Here is a 20,248-nt window from a genome sequence, read left to right as displayed (position 1 = left end):
CTTGTAGCCAAAACCTATTTCTTTTATTGAATAACTAAATAAACATTATCTAACACGCACGGCGCTCAGCTTTGTTAAAGTAAGTATTGTAAATTCTTCAATAAAATAAAAAGGAAGCCCGTCATGACCTTACTTGATACCCTGAATTTAACCCATCCTATTGTTCAAGCACCGATGGCAGGAGCTACCACACCAGAGCTGGCAGCGACGGTGAGTAACTTTGGTGGATTAGGCTCATTAGGAGGAGGTACGACGGCGCCAGAGGTTTTAAACGACCAAATCAATACCCTTAAAACTCTGACTAACCGCCCTTTTATGATCAATTTAATGGTGTTATCCGAGCACGACTCTACTACTTTGGACAGCGCAATTCCTGCTTGGCTAAGTAAGTACTATCAAGAAAACAATATAGAAATGGCATTACCTGAACGCCCCGCGCTAAGCTTTGCCGATCAGCTACAAGTGCTCTATGACAATCCTGTTCCGGTAGCAAGTTTCACCTTTGGCATTATCAGTGCTGAGAAAATTCAGCGTTTGCAGAGTTTAGGTACGCGCGTCATCGGTACTGCCAATCACCCTTTAGAAGCAAAAGAGTGGGCAGATATTGGCGCAAATGCGGTATGTGTACAAGGGTCAGAAGCGGGCGGACATCGAGGCGGTTGGTTGCCGCAAAGCGCAAGTGACCCATTGGGATTATTGACGTTGATTAGTCAAACTCGTGCGTGTACCGATATTCCGTTAATTGCAGCGGGTGGTATTATAACGGGGCAAGCCATCAAGGCAATTCAAACAGCAGGTGCTGAGCTGGCACAAATAGGGACGGCATTTTTGACCACCGATAAATGCGGTATTAGCGATATTTATAAGCAAGCATTGCTCGATGCAAGTCTTGGCAAGCGTAGTACGGAGACGCGCTTAACTCGACTATTCTCAGGTAAGCAGGCTCGTGGTTTATTAAACGACTATTTGCGTGATTTTGCTCAATTTGAAAGCGCTTATGATTTGCCGCCTTATCCACAATTAAATGCCATGACCAAATTTTTGCGTGCTGATGCGAAAAAGAATCTTGATCCAGAACATCAATCTTTATGGGCAGGACAAGGGGTTGCATTGGTCAGACAAGAGAGGACGATTGAGTTATTAGAGCGGCTGGTAAAAGAGAGTTAGTTTGACGTAGGCTGAGTTTTTAACCCAGCCTACAATATAGTGGATACCCTTTTAAAAGAATACAGTGCTACTGGGATTAATTATTCGCAGCCTCTGTCTGCATAGGCACAGCAAGCAAGAAAAATTGATACCAGTAGCATCTTATAATGTTTATATTTCTTTTATTTAGGACTGACTACAGCTCATACTTAATCAATATTTGGATCAATCACCGCTTAAAAAATTATATCTAAACGACTATTTCTTTAGCTCTTCACGAAACGCTTTATAATCATTCGCCGTCTGTTTTACCGCCTCTATCATCGGTACATGACCAATTTCTGGCATGGTAATAACTTGCGATTGCGGGATGATTTCTTTTATCAGTGTAACCGTTTCAGGCTTGATTACCTTATCCTCCTCACCCCAAACCACTAGCGTGGGAATATTATATTCAGCAATAATCTTAGCGCGTTCCTCGACATTGTCTTCGACTATTTGCTCAAGTATCTTAGATTCTAGCGCTTTATTAGCGATACGTTCTTGCGCGAATACGGCTTTTACTGACTTAGGGATATAAGGCGGCTTAGACATGACAAAGTCATACATATTATAAAAGTCTTCCGTCTTATTGATTAATAGCGGATTGTTCTCAAGGGTGGCATTCTCCAAAGACTTCGGCACGCCCGCTGACCAAAAGCCCGCACTATCTATCAACCACAGGCTGTTGACCTCTTTGGGATACTTCGCGGCATAAGCCACACTGATAGCACCACCCATCGAATTGCCGCCGATATGAATATTGGATGCTAAGCCCTTAGCTTGCATCAACTCATGCAAACGCGTTGCTTGCGCTTCCGAGCGATAGTCAGCCGCTATCGGTTTGCTAGAATCACCAAAGCCGAGCAAGTCAGGAATGATCAGATTATAGTTTTCCAACTGCCGAGCAATACGGGTAAAGTTGTCTTTATTACCGCCAAAGCCATGAATCAATAATAAAGGCTCGCCCGCTATATTGCCATTTTCGGCATAGACCATTTTGTCACCAGAGCTTAATGTCAGCGCCTTTATGGCTAAGTCAGATTTTGAGCGTTCATACTGAATAATCTTTTGAGTGGTATTTACCGCTAAGGTATTGGGCGCAGTGGTACAGCCAACGATTGACAGACTTAATAGAGTGGCAAAGCCTAGGCGTTTTAAGATCATCGAAACATCCTTGTTAAAATCTAGCAGAGTAAATTAAAAAGCATCATCCTAGCACAAGCTTATGTTGAGTTTAAGCGCTCATAATAACTATCCCTCCCTACAAATTGCTCGACAATCGCCTAAAAAAATGACAGGCAAATAATCATAGCGTTTGCTGAGGGGTTACAGCTCTAATAAAGACGGCACAAGCTTTCTGGTTTATGATAAGTATTTTCGTTTCATTAGCTCCAATTATTAGCGCTAATTATAAGCCCCCAAATTAACCGTCTGGCGCAAAAGGATAAACATTGAGTAAAACAGCTACCTCCACTGCTAAGCGGCTTGACCTTACCGAAGGGTCGATTGCCAAAACCATGCTCCTGTTTGCATTGCCAACCCTTGGATCATCGGCACTACAGTCGTTGAACGGATCGATCAATGCCGTTTGGGTGGGCCGTTCTTTAGGTGAAGAAGCGTTGGCAGCGACGGCGAACGGCAACATCTTGATGTTTATACTGATCTCTTTCGTTTTCGGTTTCGGTATGGCGTCTACTATTTTAATTGGTCAGGCAATGGGTCGCCGCAACGAATCCATGGTCAAAAAAACCATGGGAACGGCGCTAGGCAGCATTATTCCGATCAGTGTATTGGTGTCGGCAGGAGGGTGGATATTTGCGCCGATGCTGCTTGATTTGCTTGGCACGCCGCCAAGTGCTGCAAGCCTTGCTCTGACCTATATGCGGATGATTTTTATTGCGATGCCGGTCACATTAACATTTACGCTGATAATGATGGCACTGCGCGGGACGGGCGATTCTACAACGCCGCTTTGGTTCATAGCTATGTCGGTCGTTATTGACTTGATTTTGACACCGACGCTCATTCTGGGTCTCGGGCCCTTTCCCGAATGGGGTATATTTGGCTCGGCCTTCGCAACCGCCGTCGCAAATACACTCGCGCTTATTGGCATGCTCATCACTATGTACCTGCGTGGCTCTGTGCTGGCACTTCGCATGCCTGAGCTGCGCTTTTTGCGCGCAGATCCAGAAATTTTGAAGTCGATGTTCTCGAAAGGATTGCCGATGGGCATTCAGATGATCGTCATCTCTTCAGCCGCGTTAACCATGCTGTCGCTGATAAACCGTGAAGGGGTGCAGACGACAGCCGCTTATAGCGCGACCCAACAGCTTTGGACATACGTGCAGATGCCTGCAATGGCGCTAAGTGCCGCGGCGAGTGCGATGGTTGCACAGAATATTGGTGCCAACCAATGGCACAGGGTTGCAGGAATCACACGCTGGGGGCTCATTTTTAATCTGGTATTGACAGGAGCTGTCATCGTGGTGCTCACCATTTTTGATGAAACCTTTTTAGCTCTGTTTCTTGGCAGTGACAGCCAAGCAGTTCCAATCGGGCGGCATATTCAGATAATGGCGACATGGGGATTTATGTTTTTTGGGATAGCGCAGGTTTTGTTCGGCACCATGCGGGCAAATGGCTATGTAATTTGGCCATTGATTGTGATGATTATTTCGATGTACCCAGTGCGTCTTGGATTTGCTTTTGGGCTTTATCCAATGCTTGGCGACGATGCACTTTGGCTATCGTTCCCAGCAGGCATGGTGGCGACTGCCCTGATGGGGGTAGGACTGTATCTACACGGCGGATGGCGTAAAGGTAAAATGTTGCCTGCAGATGAGGCTGCGCAAAGATCTGAGGAGTTTCGCGCGAATACAGGTACCAGTGCATCGTTCCGTGATATTGTACCAACGACTGTATGGAAGCTATTACCTTTGCGCCGTATTACAAGGTTGCATCGACGACTTCGTAGACGACTTCATAGACGCCACATGATAAAAAAGAATAAACGATAATAGCGCGGTTCATATATAGTCAGTCCTAAATAAAATAAGCACAAATATTATAACGCGCTACTGATATAAGTTTTCCTTGCTTGCTGTGCCTGCGCAGACAGAGGCTGCGCAATACTTATCCCAGTAGCACTGTGTTTGTTTTATAGTGGATCGACTATAGAACTTCAAGCGGGCGGCTTTCGCCCATCAGTGTAGAGGATTCACAAGCTGAAAGTGTGTTGATAAAAGATTAAAAATTTGCATTACCTAATAAAAAACCCACCGCTGCAGCTGCATGAATCACAGTGGTATCAAATACGAGGATTGGGCTGTCTGCTTGCTTAATAAGTAGTCCAATTTCGGTACATCCTAGTATCACGCCTTGTGCTCCTTGCTCAGCTAAGTCTGTAATCACTTGGCGATAATACTGCCGTGAGCTATCAAGTAGCTGCCCTTGGCACAGCTCATCGTAGATGATGCGATGGACTTCTGCTCGCGCTTCGGTATCTGGTATCAGCACTTCTAAGCCTGCATCAATAAGGCGCTGCTTGTAAAAGTCTTCGGTCATCGTAAACTCTGTACCGAGCAACGCCACACGGGTTAAACCTTTATCTTGAATCACTTTGGCAGTCGCTTCAGCGATATGAATAAGCGGTAAATCTGTCGCAACTTGTACCTGCTCTGCGACTTTATGCATGGTATTGGTGGCAATTAACAACCCTTGCGCGCCTGCTGCTTGTAAGCGTTTGCCGCTACTCACCATTATGTCGCCTAACTCATCCCACGCACCTTGCGCTTGCAAAGCACCAATGGGGGCAAAATCCACGCTATGAATCAATAAATCTGCTGAATGTAAATTAACAAGCTCAGCTTTGATACCTTCATTAATCAGTCGATAGTAGCTTTGTGTACTCTCCCAACTCATACCACCAATGATGCCTAATGTTCTTTGTTGAAGTGTTCTTTGTTGAAGTGTTCTTTGTTGAAGTGTTCTTTGATTAGCGGTTCGTTGTTCAGTAGACATTCTTTATCCCTAATGATTTTTTTCATGATAAAAGTTAAGCATTAAGCTCATCGCAATATAAAAACTTGCACGTAATGATTGATAATAACCATTTTACCTCGTCATCATCACACGATATCATAGTCGCCGCCAAGCATTCGCAATGCTTAAATTCATCCTCTCTCAGCTCACAAAATCACGTTTATTTCAGTACTTAAGCGTGGCTCTCATCATGCAGGACGATATAACGTTATGGCAAAATTCCCGACCGTCAGAATACGCACACGGCGCAAATACTACCGGCTTATTTTTACCTTTTTAATGGCGCTACTGATGTCTACGATTATATCGACGGCACTGCTATTGATAAACGTCGGGTTTGTCGACGGCTTCTTTATGACATTGTTTCACTCATGGAAGTATGCCTTTATAGTGGCGTGGCCAAGCGCTTATATCTGTGCTTATTTAATCCAAGAGCATCTGCTAAGTCGGATTGAGTTTTATTGAGGGATATAAAAGATGAAAAAACAATGATGAAACCTCACTTTGCACTAATGGCAAATTATAACGCTGTCATGAATCAAAAAGTCTGCGACAGTATAGAGAGCCTTTCTGAAGACGCTTTATGGCAAGATAATAAGGCGTTCTTTGGTTCAATATTAGGAACGCTAAACCATTTAATGGTAGGTGATCTAATTTGGCTAAGACGTTTTGGTGCTCACTCTAATTATCGTGCTGGCTTCAAAGCGCTGGAGTCGTTAGCAGATTTTCCATCACCAACCACGCTTACTCAGTTTTTATATTTAAATATGCATGACTTCACAAAAAACCGTCAAATATTAGATTGGGTAATCATCCAATTTATCAATGAGACCGTTGAGAGTGATTATTCACAAACTCTTACTTATACCAACACTCAAGGTAAAATATTTAATAAGCCGTTCGCTATGCTACTACAACATCTATTCAATCATCAGACCCATCACCGTGGTCAATTAACGACGTTACTTAATCAGATAGGTGTGGATATTGGCGAAACAGATTTATTAATGCTTATTCCTGATGCCGACTCTTAAACTACGCTCGCTGTCTTAAACCTCTAATTGTATATTAAATAATTATTTTCCAACTTTAGTGTACTCGTAAGTTATAAAAACAGATAAGATGAGCTAAATAATCTTTTTATCTAGAGAATGCTATGAGTCAACCACGGCGCACTATCGAGCAATTGCTCAATAAAGGCGCGTTGTCTGTTGAGCAAGCCGATGCCGCTGCTATATATTTAGAGGTTTATCCTAGCAAACGTACTTGGCTATCCTTTTTTGACAAAGCTTTGCTCATTATCGGGTCGATTGCCTTAGTATTATCGCTAGTATTTTTTATTGCCTATAACTGGCAGAATTTAGGCAAAATAGGCAAATTTGCTTTGGTCGAAGGCGCACTTGCTCTCATTATCGCGCTTTACGTTGCGCTCTCTTTTAAACAAAAATTTCAACTTATTCGCCAGTTATTACTTCTATTAGCAAGTATCATCACTGGGAGTTTGCTGGCCTTGTTTGGACAGGTCTATCAGACGGGCGCGGATACGTGGCAGCTGTTCTTTGGTTGGGCGTTATTGATTAGTCCTTGGGTGCTTATCGCTCGCTTCCCAGCGCTGTGGCTACTATGGCTCGGGCTGATTAATACTTTTCTATTACTTTATCTTGATATCGTAGATCTCTCTTTTATTAATGAAAGCTATCAAGGCGTTATACAAGCTGGAATATTGGCTCTAGTCAATTTTATAGCGTTGAATCTCTGGCTTACCTTTCTCGATAATAAACGTAATATCTCTAGCCAAGCTCTCAATTCTGATACTGCTACTGATGCTTTAAATTCTGATACTTCAATCTCTGATTCTAGTCTTTCCAATCTCCCCAATTCCAAAAACTCTACTAACGACACCGTCTCACGAGCTCAGACTGGCTTACACTGGAGTAGTTATCTTGTCGGTCTAGTAAGCACTATCTCTATTACCTTCCTAGCTATTATCACTGTTTTTGACGTTGATAGTATTTTGGCCACGCTTCTATCTTTACTGTTATGGGGAGGCTGGTGCGCCTTTATGGTTTGGCGTTTTTATATAAAGCAACTCGATATACTAATGCTGACCTATTTTTGCTTTTCTACTATCATTGTAGTGATGTTTTGGGCGGTTAAATTATTACCAAGTAATTTCGATGCTGGCACATTTCTTTTCTTAACTTTTCTGCTGCTTGGCATGATTACTTATGCTATCAAGTGGTTATTTGCGATCGCAAAAGCAGATAACAATCATCCCGAAAACCATGAATTTTCTAAAGTTGTTGATACTACTGTGTACAGAAAAGGGGTGGACCATGAATAGTGATCAATACCAGCGAGAACTGACATCGTTACAAAATAGCGGCTTAGTCGCTAGCGATTATAGCGTCGCTGATAACCATCTAAGTAACAGGTCCGAGAAACACACCCCTTGGTTTTTGCAAGTTTTTATCGGTTTTGGTGGGCTGTTAGCCAGTTTGTTTTTCACAGGTTTTCTAACCTTAGTTTTAGCTGGGTCTAATCTTTTAGAAAGTACGGTAGGATTGATTATAGTAGGATTGCTATTAAGCGCACTGGGTCTTTGCCTATTTAAAGTAGCAAGCAAACATCATAGCCTGTTCTTTGAGTATTCAGCTTTTGCCATTAGTGTCACTGGGCAGCTTTATGTCGCTGCTGGATTATTCTTTTACCAGGTAGAGTTACCTTTAGCAGTCTGGCTGTTTTTGATCATTCAGAGTTGTTTGACTTTTATCATACCCAATGTCGTTTATCGACTGATAAGCGCTAGTATCGCACTCGGTGTCACGGTATATTTATTCAATTATTATCAGCTGCCTGAGTTGAGTTTGGGGGTGTTGGCGCTATTGACCATAGTGACTCAATTGCAACGCTATCCACTATTACAACGTATTTCTCGCCAGTGGCAAGCCTATGCAAAGGCTATCATTAGCGCATTTGGCTATGCCAGCGCGCTTATGCTGCTATGCGTTTCGGTGTATTTTATTGCCGCTGAATATGGAAATAGCTTTGTTCACTATAATGCGGCTTTCAGCTACAACTACTATTTGGCACAAGGGCTACTGACGCTCGCCAGCCTTTATGCTGCTTTGCTTATTCTCAAACGCTATCAAGTCAAACTGCTATCATCAGCAAGTATCATTATCGTCTGCGCCATTATCGTCTTAGGTGTCATGTCGATTTACGTCTCAGGATTGCTTGCCACTAGCCTGATCATCGTCATCGCTATCGCTAATAGTCAGCGCGTGCTATTAGGGCTGGGTATTGTGGCGTTGGTCAGCTATATATTTTGGTACTACTATCAGCTCGATACGTCTTTATTATTAAAGTCGGCTTCTATGCTAATTGTAGGTATCGGCTTATTGCTCATGCGTTGGCTGCTCATTCACTATTACCTTGCCAATAGCACAGCATGGGACAACAGCTCGACACCTAGTAAAAATGAACTTAGTGAAAATGAACTTAGTAAAGCTGACAGTCAGGAGCGCTTATTATGAGTAATAATACGATAACTCAAAAGTTGCCGCTGCTGAAATCGCTTGGATGGCTTGAGAAACGCACTGTTAGAATTACTATCGGCCTACTTGGACTTATCATTATATTAATCGTGATGACCATCAATGTCGCGAAATATGAGAATCATTTAGCTACTGGTGATACCGTATTATTAGAGCTAGCGCCTGTTGATCCGCGCGGCTTTATGCAAGGCGATTATATGACGTTGCGTTATGCGTTAGAAGCTGAGGTTTTTAATAAGTTAAACGAAAGATTCCCAGAAAACGAATACTATATTAACGCTACTGAAGGTTACGTCATTGTCACCTTAGATAATAATAAAGTTGGTAAATTCAGCCGATTAATAGATGCAAAGCCTACCCATCTAGCCGCGAACGAGATGGCGATTCACTACCGCGTACGTAATAACACCATGAAGCTGGCGACCAATGCCTTCTTCTTTCAAGAAGGTCATGCTGAGGCGTTTGAAGCTGCTGAATATGGCCTGTTTCGCGTGAATGATAAAGGCGAGCCGCTATTAACGAACATGGTAAACGATAAATTTCAAATTATTAAAGGGGTTGAGAGTAAAACTGAATCAGCCGATGACGCATCGCTTTGAGTATTGACCGTGGACTAGGTGATAGCCTTCATTAACCAAACTGATATTGCGATAGATGCGCGCGACTTGTTACTGTTGCTTGTCGTTTTAACTATTTAATCAGACAGTCACTCAAATAATAAATAAAGGAATTTATCATGCGTAGCGCAACTTACGACCATTTCGGTAAACCAACCGAAGTACTAAGTCTCGGCGACCGCCCTACTCCAGAGCCAAAAGCCAATGATGTCCGCGTTAAAACTATCTTAGCCTCGATTCATAATCACGACTTGCTCACAATTCGTGGCAAATATGGCTTTAAACCTGAGCTACCGGCCATCGGTGGCAGCGAAGCCTTGGGTGTCATTGATGCAGTTGGCAGCGAAGTCAAAGATTTAAAAGTGGGTCAACGTGTTGCAGCAGCCAGCGTGCAGGCAACTTGGGCAGAGTATTTTGTCGCATCAGCCGACATGATTTTCCCCGTACCTGATAGCTTAAAGGATGAAATGGCGGCACAATTAATCGCTATGCCGCTGAGTGCATTGATGCTGCTTGAATTTTTAGAAGTAGAAAGCGGTCAGTGGGTTATCCATAACGCCGCCAATGGTGCGGTCGGTAAATCACTTGCCATGCTAGCGGCTGCGCGCGGTGTCAAAACCATTAACCTAGTCCGCAGTAACGATGCGCTCGCAGAGTTAGAAGCGCTCGATATCAAAAACAATATCAATACGTCTGATGACGACTGGAAAGACCAAGTCAAAGCTATCATTGGCGATGATAAAATCAGCGCAGCGGTCGATTCTGTCGGCGGTGAAGACAGTGGCAATCTGTTATCGCTACTGGGTCATGGCGGCGTGTTTGCGGTATTTGGCGCGATGTCAGGCAAGCCGATGATGCTTAACCCGACTGATATGATCTTCAAACAAGCCGTTCTAAAAGGTTTTTGGGGCAGTAAACTTAGTCAAGAAATGAGCGTCGGGAACAAGCAACGCCTCGTCAAAGAGCTGATAGATCGTGCGGTTGATGGCAAATTAAAACTACCCGTTGAAGCGGTGTTTGATTTGGCAGATGTTTTGAAAGCAGTTGATGGCAAAATTCAGGCTGAGAAGAAAGGTAAGGTACTTTTGAGAGCTTAATAGTTTCTTAAGTATGAGCATTATCAGCAGTGGCGGCGTCTCCTAACTATGGAGCGCCGTCATTGCTTTTTTTTGGCAATCAATCCAGTAGCCTAGAAGGTAACAGTCTCTAACATTTGGGGTGCAACGTTACCTTAACCTCAGACGCTTGTCTTTTACAATTATCAGCAAACAACAAGGTTCCTTAACCAAAGTCAGGTTGAGTACGCTAAGGCTAAGTTGTTAAGGTTGATGACTGATAACGATTCCGTATATCTATAGTGGCGTCACTTTAAAAACGATACCGTGCTATGGCTATAACTTTTCTTGCTTGCTGTTCGCAGGCGTGACAGAGGCTGCAAAAATTCATAGCCGTAGCACGTCACTACCATCGTATCGCTTTTATTTCGAACGGACTATATATCAATAATAAAAATGATCAGCGACTTTTATCTGTCCACCTAAAAAATAAATAAAGGAAATCCTTATGCGTAGCGCAACTTATAATAATTTTGGCAAACCTTCAGAAGTCCTAAGCGTAACCGATAGCCCTACCCCAGAACCAAAGGATAATGAGGTTCGTATCAAGACTATCTTATCCTCCATCCACAATCATGATCTAGTGACTATTAAAGGCGAATACGGTAATAAACCTAAATTACCTGCGACTGGCGGTAGCGAAGCGGTGGGTACTATTGACCTGCTTGGTAAAGACGTAGAAGGTTTTAAAAAAGGTCAGCGCGTGGTCGTTTCTGGTGTAGAGGGCACGTGGGCGGAGTATTTTATTGCGCCAGCCCAACGTATCATTCCAATACCAGACGCCATCGACGATGAAATGGCGGCTCAACTCATCGCTATGCCTATGAGTGCGCTGTTACTGATTGAATTCTTAAACATCGAACCCGGTCAATGGATTATACAAAACGCTGCCAACGGTGCAGTCGGTGAATCCATGGCGATGCTCGCGCCCGAGCGCAATATTAATACGATTAATTTAGTGCGCAGTAAAGAATCAGAAAAAGAGCTGATTGAGCTTGGTATCACCGAAAACAATGTGGTGACCGATGATGACGGCTGGAAAGAGCAAGTACAAAAAATCGTTGGTGATGCCAAAATAAGCGGTGCAGTCGATGCGGTCGGTGGTAAGTCTGGTGGCGAGCTCCTATCGCTGCTAGGTAAACACGGTGCGATGGCATCCTTAGGCTCTATGTCTGGCGAACCGCTGATGATTAACCCCAGTCATCTGATTTTTAATTTGAGCAAGGTAAAAGGTTTTTGGGCAAGCGATCTGATGCAAGAGATCAGTGCCGATGACATGCAGCGCTTAACGAAAGAGCTGATCGAACGCGCGGCTAGCGGTACATTAAAGCTGCCTACTGGTGGCGTTTATGATTTAGCCGATATTCAAAAAGCGGTCTCTGAAAAAGTACAATCTGAGAAAAAAGGCAAAATATTGATTAAACCTTAAGCGATTTGTTTAAAATTTATTCAATATAAAATTAATAATAAAGGAAATAAAAAGGAAATAATATAATGTCTAACCAAACGGACGCTAACAACAAAACCTTTAAAGCCTTGGTCGTCGAAGAAACTAGCGATGGTAAATTCACTAAAAGCATCCAAGTGCGTAACCTCAGTGATTTACCTGCAAACGATTTAGTAATCGAAGTGCATTATTCATCGTTAAATTTTAAAGATGCTATGTCGGCATCGGGCAATAAAAGAATTACTAAAAACTATCCGCATACGCCTGGTATCGATGCGGCAGGAATCGTGATCAGTGATAAATCTGGTACTTTTAAAGCAGGTCAAGAGGTTGTGGTCTTCGGTTATGATTTGGGTATGGATACCGATGGTGGCTTAAGTCAAATGATTTCTATTCCAGCCGATTGGGCGCTGCCCTGCCCGTCTTCATTGACTCTAAAAGAAGCGATGATTTACGGTACTGGTGGCTTAACAGCAGCATTAAGCATTCAAAAGTTAGAAAAAATGGGTGCAAAACCAAGCGATGGACCAGTTGCTGTCACTGGGGCAACTGGCGGCGTCGGTAGTATCAGCATCGCTATCTTAAAGCAGCTAGGCTACGAGGTCATTGCCTTTTCTGGTAAACCTGAGCAAAGCGAGCACCTAAAAGAATTGGGCGCGAGCGAAGTACGTCATCGCGATACCATCAATGATATCGGCAATAAACCTATTGGCCGTGAACTGTGGGCAAATGCTATCGATACGATAGGCGGTGACTATTTGGCAAACTTACTCAAACAGACCAAAGCGGGCGGCGCAGTCACTAGTTGTGGCTTAGCAGGCGGCGCTGAGTTTTCGATGACGGTCATGCCTTTTATCACCAGAGCCGTCTCTTTATTGGGTATCGATTCGGTCTATATTCCACTGGCTGATAAAAAGGCTATCTGGGAGCGTGTCGCCACTGATATGAAGCTGCCCAATCTTGAGAAATATTGCGAAGAGATTACCTTAGAGCAAACGCCTGAATACTTAGATCGATTTATAGATAGTAAAACTTTGGGTCGTTATGTGGTGAATGTTCGGGGTTAGAATTTAAATTTTTAAGCAAGTTGTTCTAAAGAGCTTTTAGGGCAGTAAGTTCATTTGAAGCGACTTTTAATTTGGTAGAAATACTTAAAGCAGTTGATGGTAAATTGCAGTCAGATAAGAAAGGTAAGGTGCTTTTGAAGGCTTAATTAATTATTAACTTTTAGAGTTACAAGCAGTGGCAGCGTTCTTTACTTTGGGGCGCTGCCATTGCTTTTTTTAACAAGTTTATTTTGAGATTTTTAAAGCGTTGGAGAGTTACTTTTTTAACTATAAGGTTGGAATTTATTCATAATAAATATTTTTTTATTAATTATAATTAATAGAAGCGAGCAGTCAATGTCAAAAATTTCATTAGTGGTTGGAAATGGTTTATCAATGAGTTTTGGAGCTCAGAGTGGAATTAACACTAAGTTTAATTCACAACAACCCTTAAATTGGAGTGTGAAATGTCCATCCACAGGTGGTCTTTTAATAGATAGTTTCCCTAGCCTAAAAAAGATATTAGAAAAAAATATGAACAGACCACATTTCGACATATTTGCATTCGCTTTAGATAGATTTTATTGTAATTTGATTGGTCTTGACTCTTCCAAAACTACTCTAGAAGCTAGGCATTTTTTAACTATTGCATTTTCAGAATATAGCCTATTACAAAGTAATAATTTAAATCCAGACTGGAGTTGGTTTAAATGGATTAGCTTACACAAAGCTAGAATTAATGGAGCTTTTTCACTTAATTATGATTTATTACTTGAGTCAATTTTTGATAAGTTAGCAATGACTTACTACTCACTACAAGTTAACCATTATGGAAAAGGTATACCCTTAGTAAAACCGCATGGTTCTGTAGATTTTGAAATGGCAGATGGAATGATATCTTATAATGCACAATATCCATTAGGTGGTATTTTTGTCGATTTAAATAACACACCGATTAAGCGCTTAGATTGTAATAGTTTAATATATCCACGTAAGCAACCTCTTTGTATTATTCCAAATGAAGCTAATAAATATAAAGATTATCAATGGGTTGAGCCAGCTAACAAGTGGTTTGAGTCTATTCTAAAAGAAAGTAAATACTGTCTATTTATTGGCATCTCTTATTTCTCTTGCGATAGAGATGAAATTGATAGAATAGTTGACTCATTACCTCAAGATTGTGAAATAATTATTGCTAATCCATGTCCACCTAATGATTTTTTAGAAAAAATAAAAGGTAGACAATATACAGTTTGGTCTTCTTTAGATGGACCTGTAGACAAAAGCGGTAACTTATATAGTCTTAAATAACTGAAAACTTAGCTGCTGGTATGCTGCTTATTTATACCGACATCCAAAATTCTTAGATAAAAATTTCAAAAAAAACACCCAACCAAGTTGAGTGCTTTTTATTTCATCTAAAAACTAATGGTAAACGGAAAACCTACTCACGTCGTATAATAGAAATACCAACCATTATGCAGCTCAGTGAGAGATATTACGGTAAGTCCATAAGGCGGTATCATATAGCCAACTTCAATATCGTTATTTGGCGCTTTTAGGTAGCCAAACTCATTATCTAAAAAGCCACCCATTGTTAGCACTATATAACCCTGCTCTCGAGCCATACTAACGACACCAGATCGGTCCAGCTTCTTACGTAGCAAAGCGACTTTTTCTACATCTAAGTTATCTACTCTAATCGTTCCAGCGTACGCTGCCGCTATTTCTTGTTTAGTCGTATAGCTATCGTCATTGGAAATAAGCTGATCATTTAACATCTTATGATGTCGACGCATATTACTTATCTGGTGGATGTTAGCATCTTGGCTGAGAGTATCTATGGCTTGCAAATTACTTTTATTGAGTAAGAAATGCACGTGATCGCCCGTACCCGTTACTGAAAGAGAAAGTGCAATTACAGTCACTATGGGGAATATGACTAATGGCGCGTAAGAAGATGGCTTTTTATATCCTTTGCTAAATATATTTAAAACTGAAAATAGTAACCCAGCAATAAGAAAGAAAAGCACACTGAGTAGACTTAAAATTGGTCCAAAACTGCCAAAATATGGAGAATTAAGTAGGCTTACCGACAGGATAAACAGGCCAAGATATTTGGCGTATTTTTTATTTTTTGGTGTCATAACAGTCTCACACTGGATTTGGATATTGATAATATCTTAGCGTGAGTCTGTTATAAGTAAGATGGAATACAGATGGAAAGGCTATGAATAGATTTCACATTTAAACGTCATACAATGGACGCTATTAGCTTGATTAGATATATCATTAAGTGACTTATACTATCCAATACCAGTCAGGCGCAAATAAGTAGGATATACCTATTGATAGTAATACCACCAATATACTACCCACGATAGCGCCAACCCATGACGTACCACCCTTTGCCGCTAACTCTTGTTCAACCATAGCTGGGTCAGCTGTATTACTCATGACTTTTTCTATATTTTTGACACTGTGATTAAAGTAAAAGTAATTACCTAAAATGCCCGTTAATACTGCCCACGCTATAAAAAAACTGGTTTGACCAAGATTGTTATACGTCTCCATACCTAATAGATGCATTAAGACCAAATCAACCGCATTGATGCCAAGTACAACAAAAAAAGCGATTAGATACATTTTGCGATAGCATAACCAAGACGCTCCCAACAGAAGCCCTGCGAGATTAAAGCTTTGGATATTGAAACTTTTATTGTCAGCAATTAAAGTAGGTACATGGTTTTTAAACCATTTATCGCGATAATAGCTGTCATACTTTTCACCGACAAAAGCCGCCAATAAAGTATCAGCACTTTCAACACTAGAAGATGCGCTGTTTTGCATGTTTTGCGTATCTTTAGCAATATTAACCGCCGTTAATGGTGGCGGTGTGTGTGCTTGAACATCAGACAGGCGTTGTTCACAATTTGAACAGACGATAACATCACTTGAATTCTCTTGATTACAGTTATTACAAATCATCTTATACCTTAATTTTACTGAACACTGATTGCTTTAGCGTTTCAACTCTACTTTAACAATAAAAACCAATTAAAGTCGGCACTATTATAGATAATAAAAACAAATGTTCAATAAAAACTATTATATTCATAATCACCTGCTTATTTTAAGCAAAAAAAACACCCAACCAAGTTGAGTGTTTTTTTATTTTCAGCTAAAGATTAAGTGATTAATTATTCCCACTCAATAGTAGCCGGTGGCTTGCTCGACACATCATAAGTCACGCGTGATACTTCAGCGATTTCATTCATAATGCGATTCGATACCGTCTCAATTAAGTCATACGGCAGATGCGCAAAGCGTGCGGTCATAAAGTCCACGGTTTCGACTGCACGTAGCGCAATCACCCATGCATAACGGCGGCCATCACCGACCACGCCGACCGATTTAATCGGTTGGAATACCGCAAATGCTTGCGCGGTCTTCTCATACCAGCCAGATTTTTCTAACTCTTCCATAAAGATAGCATCAGCTGAGCGCAGAATATCGGCAAATTCTTTAGTGACTTCACCTAAAATACGCACGCCCAAACCCGGTCCTGGGAACGGATGACGGTTAATCATTTTAGCCGGTAAACCAAGGGTAATACCGAGTTTACGCACTTCATCTTTAAACAAATCACGTAACGGCTCAACCAATTCAAACGCTAAATCATCCGGCAAACCGCCAACGTTATGATGGCTCTTAATCACGTGAGCCTTACCCTGATGTGACTTAGCTGATTCGATAACGTCTGGGTAAATCGTCCCTTGTGCTAAGAACTCAATGACTTTACCATCGCTTTGCTCGCTGATTTCACGGGCGCTATTGGCAAAGACGTCGATAAAGGTTTTACCAATAATTTTGCGCTTCGCTTCAGGATCAGACTCGCCAGCCAATGCATTCAAGAATAAATCTTCGGCATCAACACGAATCACTTTAACGCCCATGTTTTCCGCAAATACTTGCATCACTTGGTCGCCTTCGTGCAGACGTAATAAACCAGTATCGACAAACACGCACGTTAATTGATCGCCAATGGCTTTATGCAATAATGCCGCGACGACTGAGCTATCGACACCACCTGACAGACCGAGCAATACTTGTTTATCACCGATTTGCTTTTGCAATTGTGCAATACGCATATCGATAATATTATCAGGCGTCCAGCTGCCCGCGCAGTCACAGATTTGATGCACAAAACGTCCTATCAACGCCTCACCCTGCGCGGTATGGGTGACTTCAGGATGGAACTGTAGACCATAATAATGGCGCGACTCATCGGCCATAATTGCAATCGGACAGCTTGGTGTACTGGCAACGATATCAAAACCTTCAGGCGCTTCAATGACTTTATCGCCATGACTCATCCACACATTGAGCTTACCAGCAGCGTCTTCGATGCCATCTATAAGTACAGATTTACCATCAATATTGATAGTCGATGCGCCAAACTCATGGATATCACTGGCGTGAACTTTACCACCGAAACGCTCTGCCATCGCTTGCATACCGTAGCAAATACCCAGTACTGGTACGCCTAAGTCAAAGACGGCATCGTTAATGCGCGGGCTGTTTTCCGCATGCACGCTTTCAGGGCCACCCGATAGGATGATACCTTTTGCGCCAAAATCAGTGATGCGCTGGGTGTCAATGTCAAATGGGAACATCTCACAGAATACGCCTGAATCGCGTACACGGCGGGCGATTAGTTGGCTATATTGTGAGCCAAAATCAAGAATTAAGATGCGGTCTTCTTTGATAGTAGGTATTGCAGGAGTGGCAGCGGCAGTGGTCATAAATCGATGTCCATCAAGAAAAAATTAGTGGCCTATTTTAACAAGTTTCCGCACGATGATGGCGATTAGATGGTTAATTATTCATGATAATTCACAGTTCTTGATAGTTGTTAATGGATAGTGATAGTTATTAACAGATATTAGCGATTATTTGAATGTTCGGAAGCTAAGCGTACAAAACAAGAGGTGATAAGGTTGATAATAAATAAGTGGCTTGATTAGATATTTTTTTAATAAGTTACTAAACGATGACGGTGGTAATATTTTTATTATTCACAAAATCCTATAAATCTTTATTATACAAATGACGAGTCTATATAAAAAATTTGTTTATATTGTGCTATGCTCGAATGATAAATACTTTATTTTTAAGACGGCATATTTAGTATAAGACTTTAATATCGTATGTTTTTTTATGATGACTCTTAGCTAATTACCAGCAGCCAGATTGACCCACCATTATCCGAACCCTTAATTATAATAAACAGCCCTAATAAATCGACAGGTATGTCCCTATGAGCAAAATCAAATCCCTTATTCGTAAAACCACTACGTCTAACAATACTGACAACACTAAATTAGATAATGCCTCGAAAAATGATACGCCCATTAACATGACCGCCAACACGCCGATAGAGCAAACGCGCTGGAATGGCTGGGGCAATATCAGTATTAATAAAAAAGTCTCAGCGCATGGGGCGAAATTAATCAAATCACATATTGGTAAAACCAAAAAACTATCGTCTGTGAGCTTACAACAGGTACTCAAAACCGTACCAAAATCGCGCCTGCCCGCTACCATTACTGAGCTTGATATGGTGTCTGTCGATAGTGAAGATAGACTTAGACATGCGCGTGGACAGAGCTTTCCTGACTGGATAGCCATGCATGGTGGCGACTTTGAAGTCTTCCCTGATGGGGTCGCTTTTCCTGAATCTACCGCTGATGTCGAAACCTTATTGAAACTGGCTCACGAGCACGACCTTATTGTTATTCCTTTTGGCGGCGGTACGTCCGTGGTCGGGCATATCAATCCACAAAAAGGTTCACGCCCCGTATTGACTGTAGCGATGAGCAAGATGGCTCAGCTTATTGATTTAGATTTTGAGAGTCAAATTGCTACCTTTGGTGCTGGTACGCAAGGACCTGCCGTCGAAGCACAATTGGACGAGTACGGCTATCGCTTGGGGCATTATCCGCAGTCTTGGGAGCTATCGACACTTGGCGGTTGGATTGCTGCACGCTCTAGTGGTCAGCAGTCGTTAGGCTATGGACGTATCGAGCAGATGTTTGCTGGTGGTACGTTAGTCACCCCGCAAGGGGTGCTCAATATTGCTGATATTCCAGCATCAGCGGCAGGGCCTGATCTGCGTGAGATGATGATGGGCACGGAAGGTCGCGCCGGTATTTTTACTGAAGTCAAAATGCGTGTGCAACAGCAGCCTGAAGAAGAGCTGTTTAAAGTCGCATTTCTGCCTAACTGGGAAGCGGGTAAAGAAGTGCTTAGACAAGCCGTGCAAAAGAACATTCGCTTATCTATGCTACGCCTGAGTAATGCGGTTGAGACTGACGCGCACTTGCATTTAGGTACGACGCCCAGCCAGTTTTTAGCGATTAGTACTTATCTAAAAGCGCGCGGACTCAGCTCAGATAAAGTCATGCTCACTTATGGCGTATCGGGCGATAAAGCACAGAATAAACTGGCGCTATCTCAGTTTAATAAACTGTTAAAACAGCACGGTAGTGTGACTGGCAAAATAACCAATATTATGGGTAGTGTGTGGGCGCATGGACGCTTTAAATTTCCTTATTTGCGCGGCACCTTATGGGAAAAGGGCATCATGGTCGATACCTTTGAAACCGCAACCAATTGGAGTCGTATCGACGAGCAGATGGCGCAGATGCAGGAGGCAGTGAAAACCTCGCTAGCCGATGAAGGCGAGGAAGTGATGGCCTTTACTCATATATCGCATGTATATAAACAAGGCGCCAGTCTTTATACCACCTACTTCTTTAGAGCGGCAAAAGATCACGCTAGTACCTTAAGCCGCTGGCAGAAAATCAAACATGCTGCCAGCTCAAGTCTGGCTAATGGTACAGCGACGATATCGCATCAACATGGTGTTGGTCGTGACCATGCCCCATACCTTGCTGCCGAAAAAGGTAAGCTAGGTATTCAGGTAACCAGCGATATGCTCAAAAGCTTAGATCCTGAACAACGTATGAATCCGGGTGTTTTGCTTAAAGATTAGTTCTAGTTAACAATGGATTTCAAAGTCAGGGCTTATTTGCAGTCTTAGCTTAGGTATGTTTAATTTAATATAAGCGCTGTACAGCGCGGCTGATATTGATTTTGCGCAGCCTCTGTCGGCGTAGGCACAGCACGCAAGGAAAATTAATACCAGTCGCGCGTCATAATAAAACGCATCTAT

General features: G+C 42.1%; 17 protein-coding genes. 12 read left to right on the top strand and 5 right to left on the bottom strand.

Annotated elements, in window-relative coordinates:
• Positions 1-123: 123 nt before the first annotated feature.
• Positions 124-1,167 (top strand): NAD(P)H-dependent flavin oxidoreductase, encoded by a 1,044-nt coding sequence (locus DABAL43B_RS00145; protein WP_079690507.1) that lies wholly within the window; start codon positions 124-126, stop codon positions 1,165-1,167.
• A gap of 237 nt (positions 1,168-1,404) precedes the next feature.
• Here the strand turns inward: DABAL43B_RS00145 and DABAL43B_RS00140 are convergent, their stop codons facing one another.
• The gene (locus tag DABAL43B_RS00140) at positions 1,405-2,352 is read right to left on the bottom strand and encodes an alpha/beta hydrolase (protein ID WP_079690506.1); all 948 of its coding nucleotides are present in this window, start codon (positions 2,350-2,352) and stop codon (positions 1,405-1,407) included.
• A 287-nt stretch (positions 2,353-2,639) separates the two neighbouring features.
• Between DABAL43B_RS00140 and DABAL43B_RS00135 the strand changes: the two genes are divergently transcribed.
• Complete coding sequence (locus tag DABAL43B_RS00135) at positions 2,640-4,205, top strand: MATE family efflux transporter (RefSeq protein ID WP_079690505.1); 1,566 nt, start codon at positions 2,640-2,642, stop codon at positions 4,203-4,205.
• Positions 4,206-4,434: 229 nt separating this feature from the next.
• Here the strand turns inward: DABAL43B_RS00135 and DABAL43B_RS00130 are convergent, their stop codons facing one another.
• Positions 4,435-5,208 (bottom strand): aspartate/glutamate racemase family protein, encoded by a 774-nt coding sequence (locus tag DABAL43B_RS00130; protein WP_079690504.1) that lies wholly within the window; start codon positions 5,206-5,208, stop codon positions 4,435-4,437.
• Positions 5,209-5,439: 231 nt separating this feature from the next.
• On the opposite strand from DABAL43B_RS00130, the gene DABAL43B_RS00125 reads away from it, so the two are divergent.
• The 9 genes from DABAL43B_RS00125 to DABAL43B_RS00085 all read left to right on the top strand — a co-directional run bounded on the left by DABAL43B_RS00125 (position 5,440) and on the right by DABAL43B_RS00085 (position 14,322).
• Complete coding sequence (locus DABAL43B_RS00125; RefSeq protein WP_079690503.1) at positions 5,440-5,694, top strand: DUF2798 domain-containing protein; 255 nt, start codon at positions 5,440-5,442, stop codon at positions 5,692-5,694.
• Positions 5,695-5,717: 23 nt separating this feature from the next.
• Complete coding sequence (locus tag DABAL43B_RS00120; protein ID WP_197684663.1) at positions 5,718-6,263, top strand: DinB family protein; 546 nt, start codon at positions 5,718-5,720, stop codon at positions 6,261-6,263.
• A 122-nt stretch (positions 6,264-6,385) separates the two neighbouring features.
• A complete protein-coding gene (locus DABAL43B_RS00115) occupies positions 6,386-7,573 on the top strand; it encodes a DUF2157 domain-containing protein (protein WP_079690501.1) in 1,188 nt (395 codons plus the stop codon).
• Positions 7,566-8,765: a DUF4401 domain-containing protein gene (locus tag DABAL43B_RS00110; protein WP_171996305.1), complete on the top strand. Its 1,200-nt coding sequence runs from the start codon at positions 7,566-7,568 to the stop codon at positions 8,763-8,765. The genes DABAL43B_RS00115 and DABAL43B_RS00110 overlap by 8 nt, the downstream gene beginning before the upstream one ends.
• Positions 8,762-9,385: a GDYXXLXY domain-containing protein gene (locus tag DABAL43B_RS00105; RefSeq protein WP_079690499.1), complete on the top strand. Its 624-nt coding sequence runs from the start codon at positions 8,762-8,764 to the stop codon at positions 9,383-9,385. The genes DABAL43B_RS00110 and DABAL43B_RS00105 overlap by 4 nt, the downstream gene beginning before the upstream one ends.
• A gap of 137 nt (positions 9,386-9,522) precedes the next feature.
• A complete protein-coding gene (locus tag DABAL43B_RS00100) occupies positions 9,523-10,500 on the top strand; it encodes a zinc-binding dehydrogenase (RefSeq protein WP_079690498.1) in 978 nt (325 codons plus the stop codon).
• Between the two features lie 466 nt (positions 10,501-10,966).
• Positions 10,967-11,947 (top strand): zinc-binding dehydrogenase, encoded by a 981-nt coding sequence (locus DABAL43B_RS00095; protein WP_079690497.1) that lies wholly within the window; start codon positions 10,967-10,969, stop codon positions 11,945-11,947.
• Positions 11,948-12,012: 65 nt separating this feature from the next.
• Positions 12,013-13,032, top strand: a complete 1,020-nt coding sequence (locus DABAL43B_RS00090; RefSeq protein ID WP_079690496.1) for an oxidoreductase — start codon at positions 12,013-12,015, stop codon at positions 13,030-13,032.
• 336 nt (positions 13,033-13,368) lie between these two features.
• Positions 13,369-14,322, top strand: coding sequence for a hypothetical protein (locus DABAL43B_RS00085; RefSeq protein ID WP_145952474.1), 954 nt, complete (start codon positions 13,369-13,371; stop codon positions 14,320-14,322).
• 137 nt (positions 14,323-14,459) lie between these two features.
• Here DABAL43B_RS00085 and DABAL43B_RS00080 read toward each other — a convergent pair whose 3' ends face one another.
• The 3 genes from DABAL43B_RS00080 to guaA all read right to left on the bottom strand — a co-directional run bounded on the left by DABAL43B_RS00080 (position 14,460) and on the right by guaA (position 17,816).
• Positions 14,460-15,158 (bottom strand): hypothetical protein, encoded by a 699-nt coding sequence (locus DABAL43B_RS00080; RefSeq protein WP_079690494.1) that lies wholly within the window; start codon positions 15,156-15,158, stop codon positions 14,460-14,462.
• Positions 15,159-15,312: 154 nt separating this feature from the next.
• Entirely contained in the window at positions 15,313-15,999 is a 687-nt protein-coding gene (locus DABAL43B_RS00075; protein WP_079690493.1) for a DUF2628 domain-containing protein, read from the bottom strand.
• A 212-nt stretch (positions 16,000-16,211) separates the two neighbouring features.
• On the bottom strand, positions 16,212-17,816 hold the full coding sequence (guaA, locus tag DABAL43B_RS00070; RefSeq protein WP_079690492.1) for a glutamine-hydrolyzing GMP synthase: 1,605 nt from the start codon (positions 17,814-17,816) through the stop codon (positions 16,212-16,214).
• A gap of 515 nt (positions 17,817-18,331) precedes the next feature.
• Between guaA and DABAL43B_RS00065 the strand changes: the two genes are divergently transcribed.
• On the top strand, positions 18,332-20,068 hold the full coding sequence (locus tag DABAL43B_RS00065; protein WP_079690491.1) for an FAD-binding oxidoreductase: 1,737 nt from the start codon (positions 18,332-18,334) through the stop codon (positions 20,066-20,068).
• Positions 20,069-20,248 lie beyond the last annotated feature (180 nt).

This window comes from Psychrobacter sp. DAB_AL43B (assembly GCF_900168255.1).
Lineage (GTDB): Bacteria > Pseudomonadota > Gammaproteobacteria > Pseudomonadales > Moraxellaceae > Psychrobacter.
Note: the sequence above shows the minus strand (reverse complement) of the source record. Positions and strands in the feature narration are given on the sequence as shown.